We start from the raw sequence: 20,448 nt of genomic DNA, 5'->3' as shown, positions 1-20,448 counted from the left end.
CCTCCTCAGGCTTTCTGCCGAACGATTTGATAGCGCCGCCCCAGGTACCACACCGGCGCGCTGACGATGTGCACCAGGCGGGTGAAGGGGAACAGCACGAACAGAGTCAGGCCCAGCAGCACGTGCAGCTTGTACACCAGGCTGACCGGGGCAATCGCTGCCGCCGCTTCAACCGGGCGCAGCAGCACGGTGTTCTGCGCCCAGTCGGCGAGCATCACCATCACCGAGCCGTCCATATGGCCGGTGGAGGCGACGATGGTCAGCAAGCCGAGCACCAGTTGCGCCAGCAATACCAGCAAAATCAGGATGTCCGAGGTGCTGGAGGTGGCGCGTACCCGCGGCTCGGTCAGGCGCCGGTGCAGCAGCATGATCAGGCCGATCAGGCACAGCAGGCCGAAGAAGCCCCCGGAGACCATTGCCAGCAGCTGCTTGTGCTCGGTGCTGATCACGTGGTGATAGACCGACGCCGGGGTCAGCAGGCCGACAAAATGCCCGGCCAGGACGAACAGCACGCCGATGTGAAAGAAGTTGCTCGCCACGCGCATGCCGCGCTTGTCGAGCATCTGGCTGGAGCCGGCCTTCCAGCTGTACTGCGACAGGTCGAATCGCGCCCAGCTGCCAAGCAAGCAAATCGCCAGCGCCACATAGGGATACACCCCGAACAACAACAGGTTCCACTTAGACATTGCTCACCTCCCCGGCCGGCGCGCTGGCCTGGCCCTGATGCTGAAAATCGACCCAGTGCAGCGGTACCGCGCTCTCTTCCCGGGCCTTGCCCGGCGCGCTTGGCATTGAGCTGCAGCGCTCCTGCTGCTCAGCCTTGAGAAAGTCCACCGCCTCCTCTTCCCAGATCTTGTCCAGGGCTTCGAGGGAGTCATCGCGTTGCTCGGCGGCCACCTGTTCGCGCAGGTCGGCCACCGCCTGGTGCGGCTCGGCACCGGCAATCTGCAGCAGCGCACGGAAGCAACTGGCGTAGGCGCTCTCGCGCTCCTCCAGGCGTGCGGCAAGCAGCGCCAGCAGGTGCGCGACATCGGCGAGGCCCTCGCGGGCCTCGAGGTCTTCGCGGGTCGAGAGGTATTCCAGGTACAGCGGGATGTAGTCCGGCAGCTCCTTGACGCCGATGGCAAAGCCCGCGTCTTCGTACTGGGCGAGCATGTCGACCATGGCCTGGCCGCGGTCGCGGGACTCGCCATGCACATGCTCGAACAGCAACAGCGACAACGAACGGCCACGGCCGAACAGCGCGCCGTAGTGTTCCTGGCCATCCATCAGGTCGTTGTTGCAGATCAGCTCCAGCAGCTCGAACAGGGCGCCGCGCTGGCGCGGGCTGATTTCCCGCGCCTGGATGATCGCCTGCTCCAGCTCGTCGCGGCCGGCAACCAGGGTTTCGCTCGGGTAATCGAGCAGCAGCGAAATCACTTTAAGGATGCGCATGCTCATTCCTCCCACAGCTGTACGGTTTTGAGGATGTCGCGGCGGTTGGCCTTCTTCGCCCCGAACATGTTGGTGTCGGAGCTGCCACTGCAGCCGCTGCCGAAGCTGAAGCCACACCCGGAGCGCTCGGCGAAGGCGTCGCTCATGGCCTCTTCGCGGTGGGCACTCGGTACCACGTAACGGTCTTCGTAGTTGGCGATGGCCAGGTAGCGGTACATCTCCTCGACCTGGTTCACGCTCAAGCCGACGTCGCTGAGCACCTTGAGGTCCTGGACGCCTTCGACCTGCTCGGCACGCTTGTAGGCGCGCATGGCCAGCAGGCGCTTGAGGGCGCGCTTCACCGGTTTTTCGTCGCCGGCGGTCAGCAGGTTGGCCAGGTAGCGCAGCGGAATGCGCAGGCTGTCGACATCCGGGATCACCCCGTTCATGCCCACGGTGCCAGCGGCCGCAGCGTTCTGGATCGGCGACAGCGGCGGCACGTACCAGACCATCGGCAAGGTGCGGTATTCCGGGTGCAGCGGCAGTGCCAGCTTCCAGTCGACGGCCATCTTGTACACCGGCGAGCGTTGCGCGGCGTCGATCACCGACTGCGGTACGCCGTCCTCCAGGGCCTGGCGGATCACCGCCGGGTCGTTGGGGTCGAGGAAGATCTCCAGCTGCTTCTCGTACAAGTCGTGCTCGTTGGCGGTGCTCGCCACTTCCGCGATGCGGTCGGCGTCATACAGCAGCACACCGAGGTAGCGGATACGGCCCACGCAGGTTTCGGCACACACAGTGGGCATGCCGGCCTCGATGCGCGGGTAGCAGAAGATGCACTTCTCGGACTTGCCGCTCTTCCAGTTGAAGTAGATCTTCTTGTACGGGCAGCCACTGATGCACATGCGCCAGCCGCGGCATTTTTCCTGGTCGATGAGGACGATACCGTCCTCTTCGCGCTTGTAGATCGCCCCGCTCGGGCAGGACGCCGCGCACGCCGGGTTCAGGCAGTGCTCGCACAGGCGCGGCAGGTACATCATGAAGGTGTTTTCGTACTCACCGTAAATGTCGGCCTGGATCTGGTCGAAGTTCTTGTCCTTGCGCCGCTTGGCGAACTCGGTGCCGAGGATCTCTTCCCAGTTCGGGCCCCACTCGATCTTCTCCATGCGCTTGCCGGACACCACCGAGCGCGGCCGCGCCGTCGGCTGGTGCTCGCCCAGGGGCGCGGTGTGCAGGTGCTGGTAGTCGAAGTCGAACGGCTCGTAATAGTCATCCAGGCTCGGCAGGTCGGGGTTGGCGAAGATGTTCGCCAGCACCCGGAACTTGCCGCCGATGCGCGGGTTGATCGAGCCGTTGGCGTTGCGCACCCAGCCGCCCTTCCACTTGTCCTGGTTTTCCCACTCTTTCGGGTAGCCGACCCCGGGCTTGGATTCAACGTTGTTGAACCAGGCGTACTCCATGCCTTCACGGCTGGTCCAGACGTTCTTGCAGGTGATCGAACAAGTGTGGCAACCGATGCATTTGTCCAGGTTCAGGACCATGCCAATTTGTGAACGGATCTTCATGACAGCACTCCTTATTCCATCTCGGTCGGCAGCGGACCTGGCAGCTCATCGCCGCGCGAACCGTCGAGCCAGTCGACCTTGGCCATCTTGCGCACCACGACGAATTCGTCGCGGTTGCAGCCGACCGTGCCGTAATAGTTGAAGCCATAGGCCTGTTGGGCATAACCGCCGATCATGTGGGTCGGCTTGAGCACCACGCGGGTGACCGAGTTGTGGTGGCCGCCGCGGGTCTTGGTGGTCTCGGCGCCCGGCACGTTCACGATCCGTTCCTGAGCGTGGTACATCATCACCATGCCCTCCTTGACCCGCTGGCTGACCACCGCCCGCGCGGTCAGCGCGCCGTTGGCGTTGAAGCACTCGATCCAGTCGTTGTCCTCGATGCCGGCCTTCTTCGCGTCGATTTCCGAGAGCCAGACGATCGGCCCGCCACGGCTGAGGGTGAGCATCAGCAGGTTGTCGCTGTAGGTGCTGTGGATGCCCCACTTCTGGTGCGGGGTGATCCAGTTGAGAACGATCTCGGTCTCGCCGTTGCTGCGCTTGCCTTTCACCCCGGCGATGGTGCGGGTGTTGACCGGTGGCCGGTAGCTCATCAACTGCTCGCCGAACGCCTGCATCCACGGGTGATCCTGGTAGAACTGCTGGCGGCCGGTGATGGTCCGCCACGGGATGTTCTCGTGAACGTTGGTGTAGCCGGCGTTGTAGCTGACGTGATCGTCTTCGAGCCCCGACCAGGTCGGGCTGGAGATGATCTTGCGCGGCTGCGCCTGGATATCGCGAAAGCGGATCGCTTCGTGGGCCTTGGACAGCGCCAGGTGGCTGTGGTCGATGCCGGTGAACTGCGACAGTGCCGCCCAGGCCTTGACTGCGACATGGCCGTTGGTTTCCGGCGCCAGCGAGAGGATCACCTCGGCGGCGTCGATGGCGGTGTCGATTTTCGGCCGGCCCTGGCTGATGCCCGCCTCGACTTCGCGGTAGTTCAGCTCACCGAGGAATTTCACTTCCTCATCGGTGTTCCAGTTGATGCCCTTGCCGCCGTTGCCGAGTTTTTCCAGCAGCGGGCCCAGCGAGGTGAACTGCTTGTAGATGTTCGGGTAATCACGCTCGACCACCTGCAGGTTCGGCGCGTTCTTGCCCGGCTGCGGGGCGACACCGGCGGTTTTCCAGTCGGTGCCGCCAAACGGCTGGGCCAGTTCGCCGACGCTGTCATGCATCAGCGGCACGGTGACCAGGTCCTGCTCAATGCCCAGGTGCCCTTCGGCCATGGCCGAGAAGGCCTTGGCGATGCCCTTGTAGATCTCCCAGTCCGAACGCGATTCCCAGGCCGGATCAATGGCTGCCGACAGCGGGTGGATGAACGGGTGCATGTCCGAAGTGTTCATGTCGTCCTTCTCGTACCAGGTTGCGGTCGGCAGGACGATGTCGGAGTACACGCAGGTCGAAGACATGCGGAAATCCAGGGTGGTGACCAGGTCGAGCTTGCCGATAGCGCCCTCGTCGACCCATTCGGCCTCTTGCGGCTTGCAGTCGCCGACCTGGCCGATGTCTTCGTTCATCACGCCGTTGCGGGTGCCCAGCAGGTACTTGAGCATGTACTCGTGGCCCTTGCCCGACGAGCCCAGCAGGTTGGAACGCCAGATGAACATGTTGCGCGGGAAGTTGACCGGGTTGTCCGGCTGCTCGCAGGCAAAGCGCAGGCTGCCTTCGTGCAGGCCCTTGACCACGTAGTCCTTGGGCGCCATGCCGGCAGCGGCGGCGTCGCGGCAGATGTGCAGCGGGTTGGTGTTGAGCTGCGGCGCGCTGGGCAGCCAGCCGGCGCGTTCGGCGCGGATGTTGTAGTCCAGGGCGTGTTCGGGGAACTCGCGCTTGTCGGCCAGCGGCGAGAGCACGTCGTGCATGCTCATCTTCTCGTGGCGCCATTGCGAGCTGTGGGCGTAGAAGAAGCTGGTGCCGTTCATCTGCCGTGGCGGCCGGCTCCAGTCCAGGCCGAAGGCCAGGGGCAGCCAGCCGCACTGCGGGCGCAGTTTCTCCTGGCCGACGTAGTGGGCCCAGCCGCCACCGGTCTGGCCGACACAACCGCAGAGCATGAGCATGTTGATCAGCCCGCGGTAGTTCATGTCCATGTGGTACCAGTGGTTCATCGCCGCGCCGACGATGATCATCGAGCGGCCACGGGTCTTGTCGGCGTTGTCGGCGAACTCGCGGGCGATCTGGATGGCTTTCTCGCGGCTGACGCCGGTGATCTGCTCCTGCCAGGCCGGCGTGCCGGGCACGCTGGCGTCATCGTAGTCGCGGGCCACGTTGGCGCCGCCCAGGCCACGGTCGATGGCCAGGTTGGCCGCCGACAGGTCGAACACCGTGGCCACCTTGGCCTGGCTGCCGTCGGCCAGGGTCAGGCTGCGCACCGGTACGCGGCGGTACTGCACGGCGTCACCGGCGACATGCTGGAAGTGCTCGTGGCTTTCGCCGGCAAAGTACGGGAAGGCCACTTCGGCAACATCGCCACCCATCAGGCTCAGGGTCAGGTCGATCTCGCGGCCTTCGCCACCCTCACGGGCCAGGATGTTCCACTTGCCCTGCTCGCCCCAGCGGTAGCCGATCGAGCCCTGGGGCGAGACCAGCTCGCCGTCGGCATTGACGGCGATGGTTTTCCATTCCGGGTTGTTGTCCTGGCCAAGGTTGTCGGCCAGGTCAGAGGCACGCAGGAAGCGGTCCGGCTGATAACCGTTGCCCGGCGCGGTACCGAGCATCGGCTTGAGCAGCACCAGTACCGGCAGGTCGGTGTAGCGCTTGGCGTAATCGGTGAAATAGGCGCTTGGCTGGTCCAGGTGAAACTCTTTGAAGATCACATGGTTGAAGGCCTGGGCCAGGGCGGCGTCGGTGCCCTGCTTGGGGTTGAGCCAGAGGTCGGTGAGCTTGGCCACTTCCGAATAGTCGGGGGTGATGGCCACGGTCTTGGTGCCCTTGTAGCGCACCTCGGTGAAAAAATGCGCGTCGGGGGTACGGGTCTGCGGAACGTTCGAGCCCCAGGCGATGATGTAGTTGGAGTTGTACCAGTCGGCCGACTCCGGCACGTCGGTCTGCTCGCCCCAGACCATTGGCGAGGCCGGCGGCAGGTCGCAGTACCAGTCGTAGAAGCTCAGGCAGGTGCCGCCCAGCAGCGACAGGTAACGGGCACCGGCGGCGTAGCTGACCATCGACATCGCCGGGATCGGCGAGAAGCCCACCACCCGGTCGGGGCCGTACTGCTTGATGGTGTAGACGTTGGCGGCAGCGATGATCTCGGTGACTTCATCCCAGCTGGAGCGAATGAAGCCGCCCATGCCGCGCTTGCTCTTGTAGCTGTCGGCCTTGGCCTTGTTCTCGACAATGCTCGCCCAGGCTTCGACCGGCGCCAGGCTCTGGCGCGCCTCGCGCCACAGCTTGAGCAGCGGCTTGCGGATCTTCGGGTACTTCAGGCGGTTGGCGCTGTAGATGTACCAGCTGTAGCTGGCACCCCGCGGGCAGCCGCGCGGCTCGTGGTTGGGCAGGTCGTTGCGGGTACGCGGGTAGTCGGTCTGCTGGGTTTCCCAGGTAATCAGGCCGTTCTTCACGTAGATCTTCCACGAGCAGGAGCCGGTGCAGTTGACCCCGTGGGTGGAGCGCACGATCTTGTCGTACTGCCAGCGCGAACGGTAGACGTTCTCCCAGTCGCGCGACTCTTTGCGGGTCTCGCCATGACCGTCGGCAAACTCGCCTTGCTTGCGATTGAAGAACCGCAGTTGATCCAGTAGATGACTCATGGTGCTTTCCTCTCAGGCTTGCTGCTGCGGGGTTCTGTGCCCCGCCCGGGCAAGGTGTGAATTCGGGGTTCTGTCAGCAGGGCGTCGCGGCGCCTTTGCGCGCGTACCACCACCAGGTCACGACGATGCAGCTCAGGTAAAAACCGACGAACATGTAGAAGGCCATCTGCGGGCTACCGGTCAGGGCCATGGAAGTGCCGAAGGTCTTGGGAATGAAGAACGCGCCGAAGGCACCCATGGCCGAACTGAAGCCGAGTACCGCGGCCGATTCCTTGCCGGCGTTTTTCAGCGCCTGTTCGCGGGCGGCGGCGCCTTTGCCGCTGGCAGCCTGTTCGTGCAGGGTGCGGAAGATCACCGGGATCATGCGGAAGGTCGAACCGTTGCCGATGCCGGTGGTGATGAACAGCAGCATGAACATGCCGAGGAAGCCGTAGAAGTTGCCGCTCTCGCCCTGCTGGGGGATGAACGCCAGCACGCCGAAGACCATGACGATCATCAGCACGAAGTTCCACAGGGTCACCCGTGCGCCGCCGAGCTTGTCCGCCAGCCAGCCACCCAGCGGCCGTACCAGGGCGCCGACCAGCGGGCCGAGGAAGGCGAACGTCAGGGCGTTGACCTGCGGGAAGGCGGTCTTGATCAGCAGCGGAAAGGCGGCCGAGAAGCCGATGAACGAGCCGAAGGTGGCCAGGTACAACCAGCACATCAGCCAGTTGTGCTTGCGCTTGAAGATCACCGCCTGCTCGCTGAACGAGGCCTTGGCGCTGGACAGGTCATTCATGCCGAACCAGGCCAGCAAGGTGACGATGATGATGAACGGCACCCAGATGAAACCGGCGTTCTGCAGCCACAGCTGACCGCCATCGGCCAGCACCTGCGGCTGGCCACCGAGCACGCCGAACAGGCCGAAGGTGATCACCAGCGGTACGCAGAACTGCATCACCGAGACGCCAAGGTTACCCAGGCCGGCATTCAGGCCCAGGGCCGTGCCCTGCTGCGACTTGGGGTAGAAGAAACTGATGTTGGACATGCTCGAGGCGAAGTTGCCGCCGCCAAAGCCGCACAGCAGCGCAATCATCACGAACACGCTGTAGGGCGTGCTCGGGTCTTGCACGGCAAAGCCCATCCACAGCGATGGCGCCAGCAGCGAGGCGGTGCTCAGGGCGGTCCAGCGCCGGCCGCCGAAGATCGGCACCATGAACGAATAGAACACCCGGAAGGTCGCCCCCGAGAGCCCCGGCAAGGCCGCCAGCCAGAACAGCTGGTCGGTGCTGAAAGTAAAGCCGATGGCGTTCAGGCGCACGATCACCGTGCTCCACACCATCCACACGGCAAAGGCCAGCAGCAGTGCGGGAATCGAGATCCACAGGTTGCGGGTGGCGGTCTTCTTGCCGCTACGGCCCCAGAACGCGGGATCTTCCGGGCGCCAGTCGTGAATCACCGGGCCTTTGTCAGGCGTGTTAAGAACCGACATGGTCTTCTCCTTGGGCAATGCTGGAAAACGGGGAGGCGGCCGCTGGAGGCTGTTTGCCCAGCAGCGGGCGCTTGCGGATTTCGCTGAAGTACATCCAGGTGAGCGACACCCAGACCACGCCGTACATCAACATGAAGCAGGAGGAACGCACGCCGGTGAGGTCGACCAGCGCGCCGAACAGGATCGGCAGGATGAAGCCGCCCAGGCCACCGGCCAGGCCGACGATGCCGGACACTGCGCCCATGTTCTGCGGGTAGTCGTTGGCGATGTACTTGAACACCGAGGCCTTGCCGAAGGCGAAGGCGATGCCCATGACGAACAGCAGCACGGTAAACAGCGCCGGGTTCAGGCCAATGTGAAAGTCCAGCGGGCCGTTGATGGTCTGCACCTGCAGCTGGGTTTGCGGGTACGACAGCAGGAACAGGCAGATCCAGCTCACCCACAGCACCCACCAGGTCACGCTCTGCGCGCCCCAGCGGTCCGACATCCAGCCGCCGACCGCGCGCAGCACGCCGCCCGGCAACGAGAAGCAGGCGGCCAGCAGCGCTGCGCTTTGCAGGCTGAAGCCATATTCCTGGACGTAGTACTTGGTCATCCACAGCGCCAGGGCCACGTAGCCGCCGAAGACGATCGAGTAGTACTGGCAGTAGCGCCACACCGCAGGTTCGGCCAGGGCCTTGAGCTGTTCGCTCAGGCTCGCGCCGCTGGCACTGCGATGGGCCTTGTTTTCGGCGCTGAGAAACCAGAACAGCACGGCGGTGATGAACAGGATGGCGCTGAACACTTTCGGTACCAGCTGCCAGCTGCCGGCGGCAATCAGCGCCGGGGCGAGGAACTTGGTCACCGCCGCCCCGGCGTTGCCGGCGCCGAAGATGCCCATGGCCAGGCCCTGGTTGTCTTGTTCGAACCACTTGGCAACGTAGGCAATGCCCACCGAGAACGAGCCGCCGGCAAGGCCGACGAACAAGCCCAGCACCAGGAACTGCCAGTAAGCCGTGGCGTGGCTGATCAGGTACAGCGGCAGCACGCAGGCCAGCATCAGCAAGAAGAACACGCTGCGCCCGCCGAAGCGGTCGGTGAGCATGCCCAGCGGCAGGCGCACCAGCGAGCCGGTCAGCACCGGGGTGGCGGCCAGCAGGCCGAACTGGGTTTCGTTGAGCTGGAGCAGGTCCTTGATCGGTACGCCTAGCACGGCAAACATCATCCAGACCATGAAGCAGACGGTGAAGGCCAGCGTACTCATGCCCAGCACCAGGCCTTGGCGTATTCGCGGTTGAGTCATCTCGGGTCTCCAGTCAGGTAGCCATGGCCCGCAGACTAGAGAGGCAAACCCCGATAAAACTTGACGCCGATCAAAGAAGCCCTGGCGCTCATAGGCCTATGCTTGCACTGCCTACCTCCAACGAGGTAGAGCCGAAAAACCTCTAAACCCTTTGTTTATCAGGGTGTTGTCAGTTTTCCACCTGGTTTGGCGGTAAAACTGGCAGTTGCAAACTCTTTAGAGGTAGAGCGCCAGGGACAGGCTGCGAAACGATCAGCTGCAACACCTTGGAGTGCTCCATGTGCCGTTTTCCCCTTCTTGCCCCCGGCTGCCGTCCATGATCGGCTGGCTGCGCAGTTCGCTGCCCGCGCGCGCGGGCCTGGCGGTGATCCTGATCGCCGTGCTGGCCCTGGCCAGTTCGCTCAGCGCCGGATTGATCGCCTGGTTCAGCCAGGGCGATGCGGCGGCGATCAACACCGCCGGTTCCGTGCGCATGGAGACCTACCACCTGAGCTGGAAGCTGGCCGCCGGGGCCGAACCCGTCGAGCTCGAGCGCATCCGCGACAGCCTGCAGCAGCGGCTCAACAGCCCGGCACTGGAAGCGGTGCTCGAAGACGGCAAGAACCTCGAGCTGCAGGCCAGTTACCAGCAATTGCAGGACTACTGGCAGCAAACCTTGCTGCCCGCCTTGCAGCGTGGCGACGCCGCCGGCTTTCAGGCCAGCACCCTGCCCTTCGTCAACCAGCTCAACCAGTTCGTCAGCCTGCTGCAACGCCAGAGCGAACATAAACAGGGCTGGCAGCAAGTGATCCAGGGTGCGGCGCTGTTCACCACCATGATCGTCCTGCTGTTCGGCCTGTATGAATTGCAATACAACGTGATCACGCCGTTGAAGGAACTGGTGGATGCCACCCAGCGCTTTCGCCGCGGCGAGTTCCAGGCACGGGTCAATCACCAGTCCGAAGACGAGCTCGGCGAGCTGGCCACCAGCTTCAACGCCATGGCCGAAACCATCGAACAATCCCACCGCACCCTGGAAACCCAGGTGCAGCATAAAACCCTCAACCTGCAGCAGGCCAACGCCGCCCTGGAGCTGCTGTACCAAAGCAGCCGCAGCCTGGCCACGCGGCTGGCCAACGCCGAGGGCCTCGATGAGCTGATCCGCCGCTTCCAGCAGCGCTTGCCGGGCCTGCGCCTGTCGCTGTGCCTGCAAGGCCAGTTGCAGGCCCCGGCCCAGCAACTGCTGGCCCTGCATGGCGCCGACAGCCGCAAGATCTGCGCCAGCAGCGATTGCGCCAGTTGCCAACGGCACCAGCGCACCAACCGCCACACCTTCAGCATCAGCAACCAGGGCAGCACCCTAGGCGAGCTGAAGGCGCACTTTATCGACGGCCACGAGCCGCAAGCCTGGGAGACCGAACTGATCCAGGCCCTGGCCAACCTGATCGGCACCTCGCTGTCGCTCAAACGCCAGCGCGAACAGGACCACCGCCTGGTGCTGCTCGAAGAGCGCGCAATCATCGCCCGCGAGCTGCACGACTCCCTGGCCCAGGCGCTGTCGTACATGAAGCTGCAAGTCAGCCGCATGCAAACGCTGATGCGCCGTGGCGAGCCGGTGGCGACCCTGGAGAACGTCACCGCCGAGCTGCGCGAAGGCTTGAACAACGCTTACCGCCAGTTGCGCGAACTGCTCACCACCTTTCGCCTGCAGATCCACGATGCCGGGCTGGTGCAGGAGCTCAAGGACACCGCCGAGGAGTTCTCCCGCCGGGGCGAATTCCAGGTGCACCTGCATGTCGACAGCCTGGCCTTCGAACTGTCGGCCAGCGAGCAGATCCACATCCTGCAGATCACCCGCGAGGCGCTGTCCAACTGCCTGCGCCACGCCCACGCGCAGAACGCCTGGCTGCAGTTGCGCCAGCATGGCGAGAACGTCTGCCTGTCGATCGAGGACGATGGCCGCGGCTTCAGCGGTACCCACGACCTGCGCGAACACCACGGCCTGAACATCATGGACGAACGCGCCCGCAGCCTGCGCGGCCAGTTGCAGATTGTTGGCCGGGAGCCGCAAGGCACCCGGGTCCAGATGGAATTTCGCCCGGAGTTTCTCGGGCACCTGACAGAAGGTAACCCTGTATGACCCCCTCCCCGCGCTACCGGATATTACTGGTCGACGACCACCCGATGATGCGCCGCGGCATTCGCCAGATGCTCGAACTGGAAGACGACTTCGAAATCGTCGGCGAAGCCAGCCACGGCGAAGAAGCCCTGGCCTTGATCCCGACACTGCAACCGGACCTGGTCCTGCTCGATAACAACATGCCGCAGATGAACGGCATCGAAACCCTGCGCCACCTGCGCAGCCAGGGCTTTGCCGGCAAGGTACTGCTGTTCACCGTGTCCGATGCCGAAGACGACATTCGCGATGCCTTGCGCCTGGACGCCGACGGCTACCTGCTCAAGGACATGGAACCGGAACTGCTGATCCAGTACATCCGCGACGCCATGAACGGCGCCCTGGTGATCAGCCCCGGCCTGACCCGGGTCATGGCCCAGGCCCTGCGCTCACCACCGCGCCAGCCGGAAGTAGAACTGACCGAACGCGAGCGCCAGGTACTGAAAACCATCGCCAGCGGCTACAGCAACAAGGTCATCGGGCACAAGCTGGGCATCACCGAAGGTACGGTCAAGGTGCATGTGAAGAACCTGCTGCACAAGCTCGGCCTGCGCTCGCGGGTGGAAGCGGCGGTGTGGGCCATGGAGCACCTGCGCCAAAGCGCCTGAGCCCCTTTTGCCGACTGCCCCTTTGGAGGTAGACCGGCAGAGGCATAGGCCGCCGGCGCCGCGGGTTTTACCATAGGCGCCAGCGGAGGTACGCCATGCTGACCCACCCTTCTACCGTTCTGGTTTTACGTCGCCACCACCTGTTCAGCCAACTGCCGGACAAAGTCTTCGAAGCTGTCTGCGGCCTGGCCATGCTCCGGCGCCTGAGCTGTCATGACACGCTCATGCACCAGGGCGATCCGGCCAAGCGTTTTTTCCTGCTGGTCAGTGGCCAGATCAAGCTGTACCGGCTCAGTGCCGAGGGCCAGGAGCACCTGGTGGAGATCATCCAGCCGGGCCAGACCTTTGCCGAAGCGCTGCTGTTCAGCCAGGCGCGCAGCTACCCGGTGACGGCCACGGCGCTCAAGGACTGCGTGCTGATCAGCATCGACGGCGGCCATTACCGTAATGCCCTGGAAGACCAGCCGCAGGTGTGCCTGGCCATTCTGGCGAGCATGAGCATCCACCTGCACCAGCGCCTCAAGGACATCGACACGCTGACCTCGGCCAGTGCCAGCCGGCGGGTGATCAACTTCCTGCTGCAGGAATGCGACCCGGACAGTGGCCGGGTCGAGCTGCAGGTGTCCAAGCGCCTGGTGGCCTCCAAACTGGGCATCCAGCCGGAGACCTTTTCGCGCACCCTGCATCGCCTGGTGGAGCGCGGCCTGATCGCCATGGAGCGGCGCAGCATCCATATCCTCGCCGCCGATGAGCTGGCCGACTACTCGGGATAGCCCGGGGTAGCCGGCCCTGCCCTCAACAGGCCGCCAGGCCCTTGCCGGCCCGCTCCAGGTTGCGCCACAACCACACCGGCAACACCTCGGGGTCGAGGCTGTCGATCAGGTTCTTCAGGGTCAGGCCCAGCTCGGTGTCGCCCTCGATCACCAGGCGGCGGCGGAAGAACAGCGTGTCCGGGTCTTCCTGACGGCTGGCCAGCAAGAGGAACTCGCGCCAGTTGCCGCGAATGGTCACGTCGGCCTTGGCCCGCTCGGCGATCTGCAGGCCATCGCGGTTGCGGGTCAGGTACCAGGCCAGGTCCAGGTCGGGGATGCGCAGGCACAACCAGCGCCCACGCAGCAGGTCGAACTCGCCGTCGCGCAAAGGCTCGGCCAGGCAGCGGTTAAGCGCCTGCTGCAGGGCCACCCGCTGGATCACGAACGGCACCCGGCGGATCAGCGGCAGCACCCGGTCGGCACCTTTCAACAGCCATTGCGTGCGGTTCAGCACAGGCCCACCTCCTCGACCCGCAACATGCCCGCCTGGCCGTGCCAGTAGCCGTTGCAACCCTCGACAAACAACGGCGGCGCCTCGCCCTGGCGCACCCGGGCAAAAGCCTCAACCACCTCGACCATGCCCTGGGCCCGCGGGCTCAGGCGCAACAGATCGGCGCCGCAGGCTTCAAGGCCCGGATAGTCGGCCAGCAGGTTGGTGACCTCGGCCGACATGGTCTGGATGCCGTTCAGGGTGAACAGCGCCTGGCCTTCCTGGCTGCTCAGGGCCAGGCCGTCGGGGTAATTGATGCAGCAGAACTGGCAATCGTCCTTGGGCCGGTTTTCTGCCCGCGCGGTAAAGCAGCGCGCTGAGTAAGCCAGCGGCAGATGCCCATAGGCAAAGACTTCAACCTGCGGCAGTTCACAGCCCAGCTCGGCGGCCTGGTCGAGCACCGCGCGGATCAGCGCCGCCGAACACTCCACCGGCGGCACCCAGCGGATCATCCCGCACTCGAGCAGCTTGGCCAGGGCGTGGCCGTTGTACAGGTTGAGCGCCGGCCCGGCCACAAATGGCAGCTTGCGCTCGGCCAGGTACTGCACCGCGCCCATGTCGTTGGCTTCCACCAGCAGTTCGCCGTTGTCGCACAAACGGCGCAGGCTGGAGAGCTCGGACGCGGCCTCGATCAAGGTCAGGCCCGACAGCACGATCTGCGCCGGGCTACAGGCCTGCAGCTCGCGGCCCAGGCCAAGCCAGTGGTCGAGGTTCATCGCCCGGCGCTTCGAACACACGGTTTCACCCAGATAAATCACATCCAGGGGCAAGGCCGACATTTCGCTGTAGAAACGCCCCAATTGTTCCTTGTCCCAGTAATACAGGACGGGTCCCAGGCTGAGCTTCATGTCCAGTCCCTCATTGCCATGATCGATGGTAAGCACCCAGGGTGGTCTGGCTGCCTTCGGACAAACCGGCCAGCACCTGGCGCCACTGGTCCTTGACCGTGAAGCGTTGCGGCGCCAGGCGATGGGCGTCGAGCGCGGCGCGCCAGACCTGGGTGACCTGTTCGACATAGGCCGGGCTGCGCTGGCGGCCCTCGATCTTCACCGCCTCGACGCCCATGGCGGCGAGCTCCGGCAGCAGGTCGAGGGTGTCGAGGCTGGTGGGCTCTTCCAGGGCGTGGAAGCGCTTGCCATCGACCATAAAACGGCCCTTGCACAGGGTCGGGTAACCGGCGGGTTCATCTGCTTGATAGCGGTCGATCAGCACTTCGCTCAGGCGCGCACTCAAACCCTCGGCGTCTTCGCTCCAGCGCACGGCCTTGGCCGGCGAGCAGACGCCGCACAGGTTCGGCGACTCGCCGGTGATGTACGACGACAAATGGCAACGCCCTTCGGCCATGATGCACAGGCTGCCGAAGGCGAAGACCTCGATGGGCACCGTGCTGTTGGCCGCCACCTGGCGCACCTGGGCCAGCGACAGCACCCGCGGCAACACGGCGCGGCGGATGTTGTAGTGCTGGACGTAGAACGCCAGGGCGCTGGCATTGGTGGCCGAGCCTTGCACCGAGAGGTGCAGGCTCAACTGCGGGTGGCGCTGGGCCGCGTAGCCAAGCACGCCGGGGTCAGCGGCGATCAACGCGTCGACGCCATGGTCGGCGGCGCGGTCCACCGCCCGCTGCCAACGCTCCCAGCCCTGGGGTTGCGGATAGGTATTGACCGCGACATAGAGCTTGCGTTGGTGTTGGCGGATATGGGCAACAGCCGCGTCGAACTGCTTGTCGTCCATGTTCAGGCCGGCGAAATGCCGGGCGTTGGTGTCATCGCGAAAGCCGACGTAGACCGCATCGGCGCCTTGGCGCACCGCGGCTTTGAGCGCAGGCAGGTTGCCTGCCGGGCAGACCAGTTGCATGGGTTTTCCTCATCAAAGAAACCTATCTCCACTGGCCTGCGCGGTAAACATTCGCGCAGGCCCGGAGCACTGGAAAAAGCGCTGCCAGTCTAGCCAGCGCACCCAGTAGAGCCTTGACGGCAATCAAGGTCGCTCACTGAATCAGCTCGGCAAATGACAGGAACTGCACGCTGTCGTGCTTGTGCAGCTGTTGCTCGCACTCCACCACCGCCAGGCCATCGGCCCAGCAGGCGGCGCTGAGCATCGCCGAGCTTTGCTGCGGGTGCAGTTGCACGCTGGACTGGCCGTTGGCCTCGGGCAGCAAGCGCGCCCGCAGGTACTGGCGGCGCTTGTTGCGTTGCAGCCAGTCGAAGCCCGCCGGCAGCGTCACGGGCCGTGGCAGCACATCGCGCACGCCCTGGGCGCGCAGCAGGAATGGCCGTACCACCACCAGCGCAGTGATCAGTGCCGCTGCCGGGTTGCCCGGCATGCCGATCCACGGCCGGCCCGCCACCTCGCCAAAGGCCAGGGGCTTGCCCGGCTGGATCGCCAGGCGCCAGAAGTCGACACTGCCCAGGTCCTGGATGGCCTGCTTGAGGTGGTCTTCCTCACCCACCGAAACACCACCGGAGGTCAGCAGCAAGTCGCACTCGGCCGCAGCCAGGTTCAGCGCGTGCTTGCTGGCCGCCAGTTCGTCGGCCATCACCCCGTAGTCATGCACCTCCACGCCCCAGCCGTGCAACAAGGCCGTCAGGCAATAGCGGTTGCTGTTGTAGATCTGCCCCGGGGCCAGGGGTTGGCCGGGTTCGCGCAGCTCGTCGCCGCTGCTCAGCAGGCCGATGCGCAAGGGCCGATGAACCTCGACCCAGGCGACGCCCGAGGCCGCCAGCAGGCCCAGTTCCTGGGCGCGCAGGCGCTTGCCGGCCTGCAGCAACAGATGGCCCTCGCGCACCTCCTCGCCGGCCTTGCGCACGTGATCGCCAAGGCTCGCGGCCGGCAGCCAGACCTGCTCGCCCTCCACCCGGCACAGCTCCTGGGGGGCGACAGTGTCGGCGCCAGGCGGCAAGGGTGCACCGGTGAAGATCCGCACCGCCTGCCCCGCCTGCAACGCGGTGCTGGCCTGCTGGCCGGCGGCGATGCGCCCGGCCAGGTTCAGGCAGCCGCCAGCAGCTGGCAGGTCGGCCGCCCTGAAGGCAAAACCGTCCATGGCGCTGTTGTCCCAGCCCGGCAGGCTGCGCGGGGCATGGATATCAACCGCCAGCACCCGGCCCAGGGCGTTGTCCAGCAACACCATCTGTGCGGCGGGCGGCGGTGGCGCCTGTTCGAGCAAATGGCGGATGGCCTGGTCGACCGGGATCAGCTTGCCGCTGTCGCATACCCGGCCGCTCATGGCCGCGCTCCACAGGCCTCGATGACCTGCTCGGCCTGGGCCTTGAGGTGTGGGGCGAAATTGCACGGGCCGGTGCGGCTGTCGAGCTGGCTATGCAGGATCTGCGTCCAGGCGGTGCGGCAGGCGCCGGGCGACCCCGGCACGCAGCACACCAGCACGCCATTGCTCATGCCCGCCAACGCACGGGACTGCAGGCTGGACATGCCGATTTCGGCCAGCGAGACCTGGCGGAACAACTCGCCAAAGCCTTCGACGTGTTTGTCGAGCAATGGCAGTACCGCTTGCGGGGTGTTGTCGCGGGCGGTAAAGCCGGTGCCGCCGGTGGTCAGCACCACCTGCACTTTAGGGTCGGCGATCCAGCGCGAAAGCGTGGCGCGGATCTGGTAGATATCGTCCTTGACCAGGTCGCGCTCGACCAGCACATGCCCAGCCGCCTGCAGCAGATCGATGAGGGTCTGCCCGGAGCTGTCGGTGTCGAAGGTGCGCGTGTCGCTGATGGTCAGCACGGCGATGTTCAGAGGTTCAAACGTGCGTTGCGCCAGATGGGCCATGGCCTGGGCTTCCCGTGAAATGTGGATGGGCCCAAGCCTGAACCTAAAGGCTGGGCGAACCTATTCCTCCTTGGAGGTATCTCTTCGGGATCAGGGTGCCAGGCGCTGGCGCGCCCATTGCCCGCCCCGGCTGCGGTAGTCGAGACGGTCATGCAGGCGGTCGGCACGGCCCTGCCAGAACTCCATGCGTTCAGGCGTCAGGCAATAGCCGCCCCAGTGTTCGGGGCGCTGCAGCGGTTGCTCGACGAAGCGGCGGATGGTCTGCGCCAGCAAGGCCTGCAGTTCGCCACGGTCGGCCAGCGGCCGGCTTTGCGGCGAAGCCCAGGCACCCAGGCGGCTGGCTTCGGGGCGCGAATCGAAGTAGGCATCGCTGAGCTGCGGATCAAGCCGCGTCACCGGCCCTTCAATGCGTACCTGGCGCTCCAGCCCTGGCCAGAAGAAGGTCATCGCCGCATAGGGGTTGGCTGCCAGCTCCTGGCCCTTGGCACTTTGGTAATTGCCAAAAAAGGTAAAGCCCCCCTCGTCAAAGCCTTTGAGCAACAGCACCCGACAGTGCGGCCGGCCCTCGCGGTCGACGGTGGCCAGGTGCATGCTGTTGGCCTCCACCGGCTCGCGCTCGGTTTCGCGCGCCTGCTGCAACCACTGCGCGAACAGGGCCAGCGGGTCGAGCGGCGCTTCAGCTTCCTGCAGGCCACCGAGGGTGTAGTTGCGACGCATCTGGGCAAGGGACAGCGGCATGGCGGTGATCTCCTGTGAAGTTGTGCGCAGTCTGTAAGCACCACCGTGCCCGCACCTTGATCACCATCAACGCTAACGGCGTTACTTGAGGCGCAAACGCCTGGCCAGTTTGTGCAGGTTGCTCGGGTCGACCGCCAGCAAGCGCGCGGCGCTGGCCCAGTTGTCGCCGCTCAGGCGCAGGGCCTGGACAATGGCCTGGCGCTGGCAGGCGTCGACGGCATCGTTCAGGGATGCGAACGGCAGACCGGGTTCTGCCTGTGGGTCCGGCTGCGGCGTCACTGTCGGCGCGCTGTCCAGGTCAAGCACCTGCGGTTCCAGGGTGATGATCAGGTTGCGGCTGCCCTCGCGGCTCAGTTGCTTGAGCGCGGCGCGACTGATCACATGCTCGAGTTCGCGCACATTACCCGGCCAGTGGTAGGCCAGCAGCGCCCGCTCGGCCGCTGCCGACAGGCGTAAACCACGCAAGCCCAGGCGGGTACGGTTGAGCTCGAGAAACTGCCCGGCAATCATCAGCACATCGTTGCCACGCTCGCGTAGCGGCGGGATCGGCAACGGGTACACCGACAGGCGATGGTACAGGTCGGCACGAAACAGGCCGTCGCGAATGCTGTCCGGCAAGTGCCGGTTGGTGGCGGCGATGATGCGCACATCCACGTGCAGCGGCTTGTCGGCGCCCAGGCGCTGGATCTCGCCGTTCTGCAGGGTGCGCAACAGCTTGGCCTGAACGCTCAGCGGCAGCTCGCCGACTTCATCGAGAAACAGCGTGCCGCCATTGGCTGCATCGAAGCGCCCGGCGCGGTCGCTGCTGGCGCCGGAGAATGCGCCTTTGACATGGCCGAACAACTCGCTCTCGGCCAGGGACTCGGGCAAGGCCGCGCAGTTGACCTGGATCAGCGGCTTGTGGCTGCGCCGCGACAAGCGATGCAGACGACGGGCGAACAGCTCCTTGCCGACCCCGGTCTCGCCCAGCAGCAATACCGGCAACTCGGCGTCGGCCAGTACTTCAATCTCGCTGAGCAACTGCTGCAGCACGGCGCTGTGGCCTAGGATCTCACCCTCTTCAACGGGCCTGCGCAGGTCCTGGGGTTCGCTGCGCGACAGGCGCAGGCTGCGGTTTTCCTGCTCCAGACGCGTGACCCGCAGGGCGGCTTCGATCTGCAGGGTGCAGCGCTTGAGCTCATCGCGGGCATCGCTGTCGAAGGTTCCGGGCTGCAGCGCATCGAGGGTGATCGCGCCCCAGACCTGCCCCTCCACATAGAGGCTGACGCCCATGCAGTCGTGGACTGCCAGGGGTTCGTGCAGTGCCGTGTCGAGCAGGCCATCGTAGGGGTCCGGCAGGCGGCTGTCGGGCTCGAACCAGGTCGGCTCGCGCGAGGCCATGATGGCTGCCAGGCGCGGATGCTGGGCGATCACGAAGCACCTGCCGAGGGCTTCGTGGACCAGGCCGACGCAGGCCTGCGGGCGCAGGCTGTCGCCCTCCAGACGCAACAGGCCGACGGCGCCGCAGTTGAAGTATTCGCGCAGCGTCTGTACCAGACGTTGCAAGCGCACAGCATTGGGCAGCTCGACGATCAGGTCGGCGGCCAGGCTTTCACGCAGCATGGTAGTCATCACCCTCTGTGGTTATCGCTACCCTGAGGTATTCGGGTACATTTCACCACAACTGCAGTAATGGCCCTTGATTTCGGGCAATTAAAGCTGGCATGGGCGATGCAATCACCCTGGGGATCCTTTGCAACCAGAGCAGGAACCCTGATGAACCCGACACTGTCCCCGAGCGAACTGATCGCCCACATCCTCTCGCGCTACCACGACCGCCACCGCCAGCAACTGCCGGAACTGATCCGCCTGGCCCGGCGTGTGGAGCAGGTCCACGGCGGCCACGACCAGTGCCCCAACGGCCTGGCCGACCACCTGCAGGACATGCAGCAGGAACTTGAAGGGCACATGCTCAAGGAAGAACAGGTGCTGTTCCCTTTACTGCAACGAGGCATGGGTCGCCAGGCTTCGGCGCCGATCCAGGTGATGCGCCTGGAGCATGACCAGCATGGCGAGGCGCTGGAGCGTTTGAGCTTGCTGACCGACGACATCAGCGCGCCGGAAGGTGCCTGCAACACATGGCGTACCCTGTACCGTGGGCTGGCGGAATTTCGCGAGGATTTGCTGCAGCATATTCATCTGGAGAACGAAGTGCTGTTCGTCAACGCACTGGCTTGATGGCTGGCCTTTGTGGGAGCTGGCCTTTAATCCAGACGCCACCTGATGTGCTGGCTGTACCGGCCTCATCGCGGGTCTAGCCCGCTCCTACAATGGATCTGTGTACGCCGGACTTGTGGGAGCTGGCCTTGCCAGCGATCGAGCGCG

Annotated in this window: 16 protein-coding genes and 1 pseudogene; 4 read left to right on the top strand and 13 right to left on the bottom strand. The window is 65.0% G+C overall.

The window, feature by feature from the left end:
* Positions 1 to 5 precede the first annotated feature (5 nt).
* The 6 genes from narI to ABM562_RS17485 all read right to left on the bottom strand — a co-directional run bounded on the left by narI (position 6) and on the right by ABM562_RS17485 (position 9,507).
* On the bottom strand, positions 6 to 686 hold the full coding sequence (gene narI / locus ABM562_RS17510; RefSeq protein WP_115086380.1) for a respiratory nitrate reductase subunit gamma: 681 nt from the start codon (positions 684 to 686) through the stop codon (positions 6 to 8).
* On the bottom strand, positions 679 to 1,434 hold the full coding sequence (gene narJ, locus ABM562_RS17505; protein ID WP_134062372.1) for a nitrate reductase molybdenum cofactor assembly chaperone: 756 nt from the start codon (positions 1,432 to 1,434) through the stop codon (positions 679 to 681). The genes narI and narJ overlap by 8 nt, the downstream gene beginning before the upstream one ends.
* A 2-nt stretch (positions 1,435 to 1,436) precedes the next feature.
* On the bottom strand, positions 1,437 to 2,975 hold the full coding sequence (gene narH, locus ABM562_RS17500) for a nitrate reductase subunit beta (RefSeq protein ID WP_038995541.1): 1,539 nt from the start codon (positions 2,973 to 2,975) through the stop codon (positions 1,437 to 1,439).
* 11 nt (positions 2,976 to 2,986) lie between these two features.
* Positions 2,987 to 6,754 (bottom strand): nitrate reductase subunit alpha, encoded by a 3,768-nt coding sequence (locus ABM562_RS17495; RefSeq protein ID WP_115086378.1) that lies wholly within the window; start codon positions 6,752 to 6,754, stop codon positions 2,987 to 2,989.
* A gap of 73 nt (positions 6,755 to 6,827) precedes the next feature.
* A complete protein-coding gene (locus tag ABM562_RS17490) occupies positions 6,828 to 8,225 on the bottom strand; it encodes a NarK family nitrate/nitrite MFS transporter (protein WP_115086377.1) in 1,398 nt (465 codons plus the stop codon).
* Positions 8,212 to 9,507: an MFS transporter gene (locus ABM562_RS17485; protein WP_115086376.1), complete on the bottom strand. Its 1,296-nt coding sequence runs from the start codon at positions 9,505 to 9,507 to the stop codon at positions 8,212 to 8,214. The genes ABM562_RS17490 and ABM562_RS17485 overlap by 14 nt, the downstream gene beginning before the upstream one ends.
* A gap of 316 nt (positions 9,508 to 9,823) precedes the next feature.
* Between ABM562_RS17485 and ABM562_RS17480 the strand changes: the two genes are divergently transcribed.
* The 3 genes from ABM562_RS17480 to ABM562_RS17470 all read left to right on the top strand — a co-directional run bounded on the left by ABM562_RS17480 (position 9,824) and on the right by ABM562_RS17470 (position 13,043).
* On the top strand, positions 9,824 to 11,626 hold the full coding sequence (locus tag ABM562_RS17480; RefSeq protein ID WP_115086375.1) for a HAMP domain-containing protein: 1,803 nt from the start codon (positions 9,824 to 9,826) through the stop codon (positions 11,624 to 11,626).
* Entirely contained in the window at positions 11,623 to 12,270 is a 648-nt protein-coding gene (narL, locus tag ABM562_RS17475) for a two-component system response regulator NarL (protein WP_115086374.1), read from the top strand. Before ABM562_RS17480 ends, narL begins: the two co-directional genes overlap by 4 nt.
* Positions 12,271 to 12,365: 95 nt before the next feature.
* Entirely contained in the window at positions 12,366 to 13,043 is a 678-nt protein-coding gene (locus ABM562_RS17470; protein ID WP_115086373.1) for a Crp/Fnr family transcriptional regulator, read from the top strand.
* Positions 13,044 to 13,065: 22 nt separating this feature from the next.
* On the opposite strand, the gene ubiT is transcribed toward ABM562_RS17470, so the two are convergent.
* The 7 genes from ubiT to norR all read right to left on the bottom strand — a co-directional run bounded on the left by ubiT (position 13,066) and on the right by norR (position 19,686).
* On the bottom strand, positions 13,066 to 13,536 hold the full coding sequence (gene ubiT, locus ABM562_RS17465; RefSeq protein ID WP_115086372.1) for a ubiquinone anaerobic biosynthesis accessory factor UbiT: 471 nt from the start codon (positions 13,534 to 13,536) through the stop codon (positions 13,066 to 13,068).
* Positions 13,530 to 14,420 (bottom strand): U32 family peptidase, encoded by an 891-nt coding sequence (locus tag ABM562_RS17460; RefSeq protein WP_115086371.1) that lies wholly within the window; start codon positions 14,418 to 14,420, stop codon positions 13,530 to 13,532. The genes ubiT and ABM562_RS17460 overlap by 7 nt, the downstream gene beginning before the upstream one ends.
* 10 nt (positions 14,421 to 14,430) lie before the next feature.
* Entirely contained in the window at positions 14,431 to 15,426 is a 996-nt protein-coding gene (gene ubiU / locus ABM562_RS17455) for a ubiquinone anaerobic biosynthesis protein UbiU (protein WP_115086370.1), read from the bottom strand.
* 133 nt (positions 15,427 to 15,559) lie between these two features.
* A complete protein-coding gene (locus tag ABM562_RS17450; protein WP_460422775.1) occupies positions 15,560 to 16,795 on the bottom strand; it encodes a molybdopterin molybdotransferase MoeA in 1,236 nt (411 codons plus the stop codon).
* Positions 16,792 to 17,346, bottom strand: coding sequence for a molybdenum cofactor biosynthesis protein B (moaB, locus tag ABM562_RS17445; protein ID WP_115086368.1), 555 nt, complete (start codon positions 17,344 to 17,346; stop codon positions 16,792 to 16,794). Before moaB ends, ABM562_RS17450 begins: the two co-directional genes overlap by 4 nt.
* Before the next feature lie 90 nt (positions 17,347 to 17,436).
* Positions 17,437 to 18,084 carry a pyridoxamine 5'-phosphate oxidase gene (gene pdxH, locus ABM562_RS17440; protein ID WP_115086367.1) on the bottom strand — a complete coding sequence of 216 codons (648 nt, stop codon included), beginning with the start codon at positions 18,082 to 18,084 and terminating at the stop codon, positions 17,437 to 17,439.
* 81 nt (positions 18,085 to 18,165) lie between these two features.
* Entirely contained in the window at positions 18,166 to 19,686 is a 1,521-nt protein-coding gene (norR, locus tag ABM562_RS17435; RefSeq protein ID WP_460422813.1) for a nitric oxide reductase transcriptional regulator NorR, read from the bottom strand.
* Positions 19,687 to 19,866: 180 nt separating this feature from the next.
* On the opposite strand from norR, the pseudogene ABM562_RS17430 reads away from it, so the two are divergent.
* Positions 19,867 to 20,301, top strand: a pseudogene (locus ABM562_RS17430) (hemerythrin domain-containing protein); the annotation flags it as partial.
* Positions 20,302 to 20,448: the final 147 nt, after the last annotated feature.

This window comes from Pseudomonas sp. ZL2 (assembly GCF_054788455.1).
Note: the sequence above shows the minus strand (reverse complement) of the source record. Positions and strands in the feature narration are given on the sequence as shown.

What these genes read in the sequence shown, in the direction of transcription:
- moaB (WP_115086368.1), bottom strand. Translation starts at nt 17,346, where the DNA reads ATGGCCCATCTGGCGCAACGCACGTTTGAACCTCTGAACATCGCCGTG.
- ABM562_RS17450 (WP_460422775.1), bottom strand. Translation starts at nt 16,795, where the DNA reads ATGAGCGGCCGGGTATGCGACAGCGGCAAGCTGATCCCGGTCGACCAG.
- ABM562_RS17480 (WP_115086375.1), top strand. Translation starts at nt 9,824, where the DNA reads ATGATCGGCTGGCTGCGCAGTTCGCTGCCCGCGCGCGCGGGCCTGGCG.
- ABM562_RS17490 (WP_115086377.1), bottom strand. Translation starts at nt 8,225, where the DNA reads ATGTCGGTTCTTAACACGCCTGACAAAGGCCCGGTGATTCACGACTGG.
- narJ (WP_134062372.1), bottom strand. Translation starts at nt 1,434, where the DNA reads ATGCGCATCCTTAAAGTGATTTCGCTGCTGCTCGATTACCCGAGCGAA.
- ABM562_RS17470 (WP_115086373.1), top strand. Translation starts at nt 12,366, where the DNA reads ATGCTGACCCACCCTTCTACCGTTCTGGTTTTACGTCGCCACCACCTG.
- narL (WP_115086374.1), top strand. Translation starts at nt 11,623, where the DNA reads ATGACCCCCTCCCCGCGCTACCGGATATTACTGGTCGACGACCACCCG.
- ABM562_RS17460 (WP_115086371.1), bottom strand. Translation starts at nt 14,420, where the DNA reads ATGAAGCTCAGCCTGGGACCCGTCCTGTATTACTGGGACAAGGAACAA.
- narI (WP_115086380.1), bottom strand. Translation starts at nt 686, where the DNA reads ATGTCTAAGTGGAACCTGTTGTTGTTCGGGGTGTATCCCTATGTGGCG.
- ubiU (WP_115086370.1), bottom strand. Translation starts at nt 15,426, where the DNA reads ATGCAACTGGTCTGCCCGGCAGGCAACCTGCCTGCGCTCAAAGCCGCG.
- ABM562_RS17495 (WP_115086378.1), bottom strand. Translation starts at nt 6,754, where the DNA reads ATGAGTCATCTACTGGATCAACTGCGGTTCTTCAATCGCAAGCAAGGC.
- narH (WP_038995541.1), bottom strand. Translation starts at nt 2,975, where the DNA reads ATGAAGATCCGTTCACAAATTGGCATGGTCCTGAACCTGGACAAATGC.
- pdxH (WP_115086367.1), bottom strand. Translation starts at nt 18,084, where the DNA reads ATGCCGCTGTCCCTTGCCCAGATGCGTCGCAACTACACCCTCGGTGGC.
- ABM562_RS17485 (WP_115086376.1), bottom strand. Translation starts at nt 9,507, where the DNA reads ATGACTCAACCGCGAATACGCCAAGGCCTGGTGCTGGGCATGAGTACG.
- norR (WP_460422813.1), bottom strand. Translation starts at nt 19,686, where the DNA reads ATGCTGCGTGAAAGCCTGGCCGCCGACCTGATCGTCGAGCTGCCCAAT.